Here is an 8,921-nt window from a genome sequence, read left to right as displayed (position 1 = left end):
CTTGCGCTAAACGACCAGATGATGCAGGTGGAAGAAGTATTCACACCTCACCAATTGGATTATCTAGACGTAGTAAGGCAGCGGGTAGAAGGCGCAACCGAGTTGCAGAAAAACCCCTACAAAAAGCATACGCTTGCCTGGGGAACTTGGTTATTAGCCAGATTGGCGGGATGGAGCGGATACAAATCTCACGGTCCACCTGGATACATTACCATCAAAGATGGCTTCGATAAATTCAACCTACAATTTGTAGTGTATGCCGAAATAATGAAATATAAAGATGTGTGTAAAGATTAGCTTTTAGGAGAGGGATTGAATAACCTTAAATGAACCAGAAACATTCACAGGGTGAGGTTGTAACATTTCCATTTCCTTGCCAGTTTAGTTTCTGCATTCTCTAAATTGCAGCATCCAAACGAAAATTCATGAAGAAATATTTACTTTTCCTTTTGCTTTGCACGGGCGAATACACTTTCGCACAACAAATTGCACCATTAACAGTCGAAAAAATAATGCGAGACCCAAAATGGATGGGAAGTTCGCCTACAAACTTCCGCTGGACAGCTGATAGCAAAACTTTATACTTCAATTGGAATCCCGAAAACAAACCAAAAGAAGAGTTATATAAAATTTTGGCTTCATCACCATCGAAACCTGTGAAAGCTGTTGATAAGGAAGACGAGAAATTATTGAGTGTGAATTACGTTTATAACAAAGATAAATCACTGGGCTTGGTGGAGAAAAGCGGCGATATTTATCTTCAAAATTTCAAAACGAAGAAAGAAACCAGGTTAACCAATACCATGGAAAGAGAAAGCAGTCCTGTTTTCTTAACCAACGGAGATATCGTTTATCAATTAGGCGACAATTTATTTCAGCTTGATTTAAAAACTGCTGAAACCAAGCAAATAACTAATTTCGTTAAGGGGAAAGCCGCAGGAAGAACATCAGCAAAACCAGCTACCGAGCAGGATAATTGGTTAAAAGCGCAACAAACTGAGTTGTTTGATATCATCAAAAAAAGAAATGCAGAAACGCGTGGTGGTGCAGGCCGTGGCGGAAGAGGACGTTTTGGCGCACCATCTGCTGATACCAAATCGTTAAAACCACTTTACACAGATGAGAGATTTTTAAATGGTGTTGTGATTAGTCCTGACGGGCATTTTGTAACTTACAAACTAACTGCCCCAGCGGCCAATAATCATAGCACAATCGTTCCAAATTATGTAACCGCATCGGGTTACACAGAAGATATTCCAGGCAGAACCAAAGTCGGCGAGAGTGAAAATATTTCGCAAGGCTTTATCTACGATACGCTAAAGGATTCCGTTTATGCCATTCAAACCTCTACCATTACAGGCATAAAAGATATTCCCGATTTTTATAAAGATTACCCGAAAGAACTTGATACTTTAAAAAAGAAAAATGCGGATAGGCTGGTTAATTTTTTCGGTCCGCTGTGGAATGAGAACGGAAGTACAGGAATTATCGTAGCAACTTCTGCCGATAATAAAGACCGTTGGATTTTAAAGTTAGATGCGGCAACGGGCAAATTCAGCCTGGTCGACCGCCAGCATGATGAAGCCTGGATTGGTGGTCCAGGTGTTAGCGGATTTTTTCAGGGAAGTACAGGTTGGATAGATAACAATCGATTTTATTATCAAAGTGAAACCACTGGATATTCGCATTTATATGTTGCAAACGTTTCAACGGGCGATAAAAAACAGCTGACTTCGGGCAAATGGGAAGTTCAATCTGTTCAATTATCGAAAGATAAAAGCACTTTCTATTTTGAGGCGAATAAAGAGCATCCTGGGATTACTAATTTCTTTAAAATTGGTGTAAACGGTGGCGAACCTGTTCAAATTACCACAATGAAAGGTTTAAATGATATTACACTTTCTCCTGATGAAAAATATCTTGCCATCAATTATTCTTACATGAATAAACCAGGCGAATTATACATTCAACCTAACAAAGCAGGTGCACAAGCTGTTAAAGTTACAGAGTCTACCACCAAAGAATTTAACTCTTATAAATGGCGTGAGCCCGATATGGTTTCGTTTAAAAACCGTTACGGTGCCGATGTTTATGCAAGGGTTTATAAATCTGATAATCCGCATCCAAATAATCCTGCTGTTGTTTTCGTTCATGGTGCAGGTTATTTGCAGAACGTTCACTTTGGTTGGAGTACCTATTTCCGTGAGTTCATGTTTAACAATTTGTTGGCGGATAATGGCTATACAGTAATTGATATTGATTATACTGGCAGTTCGGGCTATGGCCGCGACCACAGAACAGGAATTTACCGCCACATGGGTGGAAAAGATTTAACTGACCAGGTTGATGGCGTTAAGTTTTTGGCTGAGAAATACGGTGTAAATCCTAAACATGTTGGTTTGTATGGTGGTTCTTATGGCGGCTTTATTACGCTGATGGCGATGTTTAACGAATCGGATGTTTTTGCCAGCGGCGCTGCTTTGCGTTCGGTTACCGATTGGGCGCACTACAACCATGGTTACACTTCAAATATTTTAAATGAACCCTTTAATGACCCGATTGCTTACAAACAAAGCTCGCCGATTTACTTCGCTGATAAATTAAAAGGGAATTTATTAATGGCACACGGAATGGTTGATGTAAATGTTCATTTCCAGGATATTGTTAGAATTACTCAACGCTTTATCGAGCTTGGAAAAAACAATTGGGAGTTAGCAGTTTACCCTGTTGAAGACCATGGCTTCATTGAGCCAAGCAGCTGGACTGATGAGTATAAAAGGATATTTAAATTGTATGAAAATACATTGAAGAAATAAAATTTCGAATCCCTCTTAATGAAAATTAGGAGGGATTTTTTGTTTCCGTCGGCTGAAGCACAAAGGCAATGAAATAAAAACTAATAATAAAACGTTTGAGGGGTTTTAATTTAAATTCCTCCCCCTGCCCCCTCCAAAGGGGGATAGCGATCGCCATAAAATGCAAAGAGCCTTTATAATTTTGGAACAGTATTATACTTGTTGTTATTTGCATCATGTCTCCCCCGCTGGCGGGGGAATCAAAGGGGGTGGTTTTATCCCAAGAACTATAAACCACTGTTAGATAAACCCGTCGGCTGAAGCGCAACGGCAATGAAATAAAAACTAATATTAGAATGTTTGAGGGGTTTTAATTTAAATTCCTCCCCCTGCCCCCTCCAAAGGGGGATAGCGATCGCCATAAAATGCAAAGAGCATTATATTTTGGAACAGTATTATACTTGCTGCTATTTACATCATGTCTCCCCCGCTGGCGGGGGAATCAAAGGGGGTGGTTTTATTCCAAGAACTACAAACCACTGTTAAATAAACCCGTCGGTTGAAGCACGACGGCAATGAAATAAAAACTAATATTAGAATGTTTGAGGGGTTTTAATTTAAATTCCTCCCCCTGCCCCCTCCAAAGGGGGATAGCGATCGCCATAAAATGCAAAGAGCCTTTATAATTTTGGAACAGTATTATACTTTTTGCTATTTGCATCATGTCTCCCCCGCTGGCGGGGGAATCAAAGGGGGTGGTTTTATCCCAAGAACTACAAACCTCTGTTAAATAAACCCGACAGAAGTGATTCCGATTTTTTATCGGATTAACGAATGGCGGGACTGCAAACCGCCAATATCATCATCCGTTCATTTCCGAATAATTAAATAGTGAAAAATTCTACATCTCAAAATAATTATAGTTTTTGACTATATCGTTATCAATAAATACAATTAACTATTAATGAATCATGGTTGATTGAGAGTTGTTTTCGCCGTACCTTTGCGGTACAAATTAAAGACAAAAAATTATGGCAATAGTAGGTAAAAAATTCCCGAGTGTTAGTATTGATGCAATGTCAGACATGGGTGATGACTTGAAAATCAACGTATTTGAAGAAGCTGTAAATAAAAATAGTAAAGTGTTATTATTCTGGTATCCAAAAGATTTTACTTTCGTTTGCCCTACAGAATTACACGCATTCCAAGCTGCTTTACCTGAATTTGAGCAAAGAAATACAATTGTAATCGGCGCATCTTGCGACACTAACGAAGTTCACTTCGCATGGTTAAACACACCAAAAGATAACGGTGGAATTGAAGGTGTTACTTATCCGATTTTAGCTGATACACACAGACAATTATCTGGCATTTTAGATATCTTAGACCAGGAAGTTAATTACGATGAAGAAGGAAATGAATCTTTTTCAGGTTCAAATGTTTCTTTCAGAGCAACTTATTTAATCGATGAAACTGGTAAAGTTTTCCACGAAAGTGTTAACGATATGCCACTAGGCAGAAACGTTAAAGAATATTTACGTTTAATTGATGCTTACACTCACGTTCAAAAACATGGCGAAGTTTGTCCTGCAAACTGGGAAGAAGGAAAAGAAGCAATGAACGCAAACAGAACTGGTGTTGCTGAATATTTAGCCGCTAACTAATTAAACAAAACGTTATGTTTTTAGAATTAACAGAAGATAATCTTCAACAGTATTTAGCCGATAACCCGAAGGTCATGGTTCAGTACGCTGCATCTTGGTGCGGTAACTGCAGAATCATGAAACCGAAGTTTAAAAAGCTGGCTGCTGAAAATGAAGATGTGGCTTTCTTAATTGTTGATGCCGAGAAACTTCCAAACTCACGCAAATTTGCAAACGTTGATAATTTACCAACTTTCGCAGCTTTTGAAGGCGGTAATTTAGTAGACCAGGTGCAAACCAACAAAGCGGAAGGTTTAACTGAACTTTTTAATAAGATAAAATAATGAAGATTCCGGTTATAAGACAATTATTTCAAAATACCACTCCTGCTCAATTGGAGACAACTTTAGAAGTTTTAGAGCTTTTCTGTGAATTCAGGGGCGTTAGCGAACACGAAGTCGATGTTGCAGGCGAAATGATTACCAATATTTGCGGTGCGCTTGAAGTACACCAAATGGTAAGCGAAGGTGCTGCTGAAAAAGATGCACTTAACGCTTTCGGCCAAAAAGTTATGGGTTCGATTGATAGATAGTTTTCTTTAATCGGGCTTTTTAAAATATAGACCCTCTGCAGAAATGCAAGGGGTTTTTTGTTTTTTAGGGATTGCGTCATTGCGAGACACGAAGCAATCTTAAATCGATGGGTTATAAAAGCAAAAGTTGTAGGATTGCTTCGTACCTCGCAGTGACGACCGTTCATGTTTGGGTTAACAAAAATTGGACGTAAAAGAGGTTTGTGAAAGCCCCGACAATGAGAACGGCTGTCATTCTGAACACAGTGAAGAATCTCCAAGCGATAGAACACAATCGTAAATTAGCCCGTGCTAAATTTTGGTGCAGAATCAATAGGTTAGGGATTCTTCGTGCCTCAGAATGACAAAAACCAGGCGCAAAAAAAAGGTCTGTGGGGACACAGACCTTGGAATCAATAATTTTAAAATAATCTGCGAATCTGCGGCTACTCTTAAGCCAAATTCCTCCCTGCATTTACAATTCCAAAAACCGTTCTAACTGCTAATTTTTCTAAAGCGGCTTGGTCTTTTTCACTTTGGTCGTGCTGTAATTTTTCCAAAGCAAAATGCTGAATCAAAACCAATGGCAAAATAATTCGTTCGCGGGTGGCGATAGATTTTTTATCTACAGGATAGTTCGCCATTAATGTTGCTTGTCCTGATAGTTTTAAAAGCATCTTTTTAGTTAACTCAAATTCATTGTGTAGCTGAGTCCAAAAAGCACCAAATTCTTTATCGTTAGCCAAATGCGCTGTAATTACAAAGTCTGATTTACTCATGCTCATCATACAGTTATCTACGATGGTTTTCAAATAATCAGAATCTTCGTAAACCTTAACTACTTTATCCCAATTGCCAGCTTTTTCTTGCGTATTTAAAGCCGTTCCCATTCCATAGAAACCTGGAACATTTTGTTTTAGCATGCTCCAAGCAGTAACGAAACTAATTGCTCTTAAATCCTCCAGTTTCATTTCTCCGCCACCGTTTCTTTTTACAGGGCGACTGCTGATATTTGCCTGAGAAAGTAATTTCAATGGAGAAAGTTTTTCTAAATAACTTACAAACAACGGGTGCCCACGCAAATCGACAAATGCCTTATAACTCTCTTCGGCCATTTCATCAAGCAGCGCTTTGTTATCATCATCTAAAAGAATGTTGTGTTTCTCTTTTAAGCCTGAAGAAATCCCTGCATTAATTAATTGCTCAATATTAAATTCAGCACTTTCGATTGAACCGTATTGCGAACTGATGGTTTGGCCCTGAACGGTTAACTGCATGTTTTTATTCGCAATTTCTTTACCCATCGAGGCGTAAAAACGATGTGTTTTACCTCCACCACGAGCAGGCGGTCCACCGCGACCATCAAAGAAAGCCAGTTGGATATTATGTTTTTTAGCTACTGCAGAAAGTGAGGTCTTGCCATTAAAAATCGACCAATTTGCCATTAAATAACCGCCATCCTTAGTACTGTCAGAATAGCCAAGCATAATATCTTGTTTATTGCCACGGCTTGCTAAATGGGCTTTGTAAAACGGATTACTATAAAGCGTTTCCATAATTGCTGCAGCACCTTTTAAATCGTTAACGGTTTCAAAAAGCGGCACGAAATCAATTGTAAGTGAATCTTTGCTCCAGCCGTTCCACAGGAAAAGCTCTATCAATTGCAGAATATCGCTGGCTTGCTGGCAATTACTAATAATAAATCTATGGCAAGCTTTTTCGCCATTGCGTTTTTGTATACCCTTTATTTCTTTGATGGTTTGAATGGTATCATCAATCAAAGCATCAGCCTCTGTTACATAAACGGGCGTGGCTTCCTTAAAAGATATTAATTTTAATTTTTCGGCCTCTGATAATTTATCGTAATCCTCTGGGTATAAAGAAGAAATTGGTTTGTTTTGACGGCAATAAGCGTGAACGCTTCTTAGCACTCGGCTATCCTGACGAATATCTAACGAGGCGAAATAGTTTCCGTATAAATCTATTTTGCGAATCAAATCGTTCACTAAATCCACGAATAGACCATCATGTTCTTTGAGCAAAGTCTCTTTTATTTTATTCAGGTTTTCTCTTAATTCATCCGAAATATCATGTAGTTCGCAGGTTTGGTCGAAAGCGTTTTTATACAATACATCGTGCAGATTTGTAATATTTTCTTCAACACCTCTAAAGGTTATACGGCGTTTAATTATCCTAAAATCACGATAGTAACAACGGAAAAGGATTTGGCGCAACATTTTAGAAACCTCTAAAGTAGTATCGGCGTGAATATTTGGATTACCATCTCTATCGCCACCCGGCCAGAAACCGAGTTCTAAAATCTTCTTCGTTTCCAGGTTATATTCATCTAGATTTTGGTCTATTTCTTCCTGAATATTTGCCGCAGCAAAGTAAAAAGTATTCTCTAGAAACCAGGCAAGATTTAAAGCCTCATCAACAGGTGTTGGCGATTTTTTATTGAAGAAAGGTGTTTTACCTAACTGCTGCAAAAGTGAATTCATCGAGGTGATATCGTTCTCCCTGATTGCAGTAGTTAAATCGGTAATAATGGCCAATACACTTCCAGGATAGAACTGCGTAGGATGTGCGGTTAAAACCAAGCGAAGAGAAAGTTCATCAATTAACTTCTCAATTTTAGCCAGCATTGGTTTGTTATCCGCATTCTTTTTAAGGATGAACGCCAGCGTACTCTGCTCATCTGTAGTATTTAACTTAGTAAAAGAAGCATCTTCCACAGCATCAAAAAGCACAACTTGACGCTCTATATACTGTATAAAACGGAACAACAAATCTACAATGTCTTTACGCTCGGTATAGCTGGTAAACTTGGCAAAAAACTCCTCGATAATTTGAGCTGGTTTTTGACCGTTAGCAATACCATCTTCGCAGCTTTTAAAGAATAAAGGCAACAAAGTTCCGGTATCCTTAATTTTATAAAAGGGAAGTGTTAGAAACAGACTGTTAAAAAGTTCGAACTTGGAGATGACCTCATTATTGAAGATGGATTCACGCTGTGTAGTTAAACGAAGTTTAGGCATAGCTTAAGCAATGGTTTTGTATAGCGTAATACTACAAAAAATGCTTAAGGTATTAAAATTCTAAGGCTTACTATTTGGATATTTGCAGAATAAATTTTAATTTTAAAATCTTATTTGGCTACTTGCTAGCTAAGTAAGAACAAATGCAATGTTTAAGGGCATTGTATTGATTGTTAATTTTTTGGGTTAAAACAGCCGATGTAATAAAATACAACGGCTGTTTTTATTTAAGGCCCAAGCTACTCCTAAATCCTCCCCCGAGGGGAGGACTTTAAGGCAGAAGTATATTTTTGTGGGGTAGGTTTGGGTTTGGTTTGATGCTATAACCTGCTGCTTTACCCCTCCCTATGAAAGAAACAAGTATTTCATAACTTATTGTTTGAAGCCTCACCCTATGAAAGCGTGTGGTATTTGTTCTTTTCCGTTGTCCCTCTCCAGAAGAGAGGGAAACAAAGGATTGTGGTTTGAACCATTGGGTTTAGATGAACCGCCCATAAAAAACCTCTCTTCTGGAAAGAAAGCCTCACCCTATGAAAGCGTGTGGTATTTGTTCTTTTCCGTTGTCCCTCTCCAGAAGCTAATCTTTACACACATTTATTTAGCAGATATAATTAATTAATACGCTGATTATCAGTTAATTACGGTTTATTTTTCGTATATTTAGTGATGTTAGATCATTGCTATTCAGGTATTTACAAGGGTTTTTTATCAGATAATCGTATTGCTGCCAGATTGGAAAGTTGTCTATCAGATTTATTATCTTCGGGAACAGCAGTTATCAATCAGTTAGCCCAGACTCATACCCTAAAAACTGCTTTTTACCGTATGCTATCAAATACTCGATTAGATCACGATGATATCCTGGAAGGCGGCT

6 protein-coding genes and 1 pseudogene are annotated in these 8,921 nt (G+C 38.4%); 6 read left to right on the top strand and 1 reads right to left on the bottom strand.

From position 1 onward, the window contains the following. From EZ449_RS22775 to EZ449_RS22210, 5 genes and pseudogenes are all read left to right on the top strand, one after another. A pseudogene (locus EZ449_RS22775) lies at positions 1–297 on the top strand (hypothetical protein); the annotation flags it as partial. A 128-nt stretch (positions 298–425) separates the two neighbouring features. Further along, complete coding sequence (locus tag EZ449_RS22225) at positions 426–2,816, top strand: S9 family peptidase (RefSeq protein WP_225872411.1); 2,391 nt, start codon at positions 426–428, stop codon at positions 2,814–2,816. 1,010 nt (positions 2,817–3,826) lie between these two features. Then, entirely contained in the window at positions 3,827–4,459 is a 633-nt protein-coding gene (locus tag EZ449_RS22220; RefSeq protein ID WP_131563058.1) for a peroxiredoxin, read from the top strand. A gap of 14 nt (positions 4,460–4,473) precedes the next feature. Continuing rightward, positions 4,474–4,782 (top strand): thioredoxin family protein, encoded by a 309-nt coding sequence (locus EZ449_RS22215; protein WP_131563056.1) that lies wholly within the window; start codon positions 4,474–4,476, stop codon positions 4,780–4,782. After that, a complete protein-coding gene (locus EZ449_RS22210; RefSeq protein ID WP_131563054.1) occupies positions 4,782–5,030 on the top strand; it encodes a DUF6952 family protein in 249 nt (82 codons plus the stop codon). Before EZ449_RS22215 ends, EZ449_RS22210 begins: the two co-directional genes overlap by 1 nt. Positions 5,031–5,461: 431 nt before the next feature. Here the strand turns inward: EZ449_RS22210 and EZ449_RS22205 are convergent, their stop codons facing one another. Beyond that, positions 5,462–8,047: a phosphoenolpyruvate carboxylase gene (locus EZ449_RS22205; RefSeq protein ID WP_131563052.1), complete on the bottom strand. Its 2,586-nt coding sequence runs from the start codon at positions 8,045–8,047 to the stop codon at positions 5,462–5,464. Positions 8,048–8,713: 666 nt separating this feature from the next. Here EZ449_RS22205 and EZ449_RS22920 point away from each other — a divergent pair. Then, positions 8,714–8,921 (top strand): hypothetical protein (locus EZ449_RS22920; protein ID WP_205942949.1); only part of this gene is annotated, 208 nt, incomplete at its 3' end.

The organism is Pedobacter frigidisoli, assembly GCF_004331675.1.
In the GTDB taxonomy this organism is placed as follows: Bacteria; Bacteroidota; Bacteroidia; order Sphingobacteriales; family Sphingobacteriaceae; genus Pedobacter; species Pedobacter frigidisoli.
This window is presented reverse-complemented; position numbering and strand designations above follow the sequence as displayed.

Bases quoted from the DNA above. Each gene is read 5' to 3' on its own strand.
- EZ449_RS22225 (WP_225872411.1), top strand. From the start codon at position 426: ATGAAGAAATATTTACTTTTCCTTTTGCTTTGCACGGGCGAATACACT.
- EZ449_RS22220 (WP_131563058.1), top strand. From the start codon at position 3,827: ATGGCAATAGTAGGTAAAAAATTCCCGAGTGTTAGTATTGATGCAATG.
- EZ449_RS22215 (WP_131563056.1), top strand. From the start codon at position 4,474: ATGTTTTTAGAATTAACAGAAGATAATCTTCAACAGTATTTAGCCGAT.
- EZ449_RS22210 (WP_131563054.1), top strand. From the start codon at position 4,782: ATGAAGATTCCGGTTATAAGACAATTATTTCAAAATACCACTCCTGCT.
- EZ449_RS22205 (WP_131563052.1), bottom strand. From the start codon at position 8,047: ATGCCTAAACTTCGTTTAACTACACAGCGTGAATCCATCTTCAATAAT.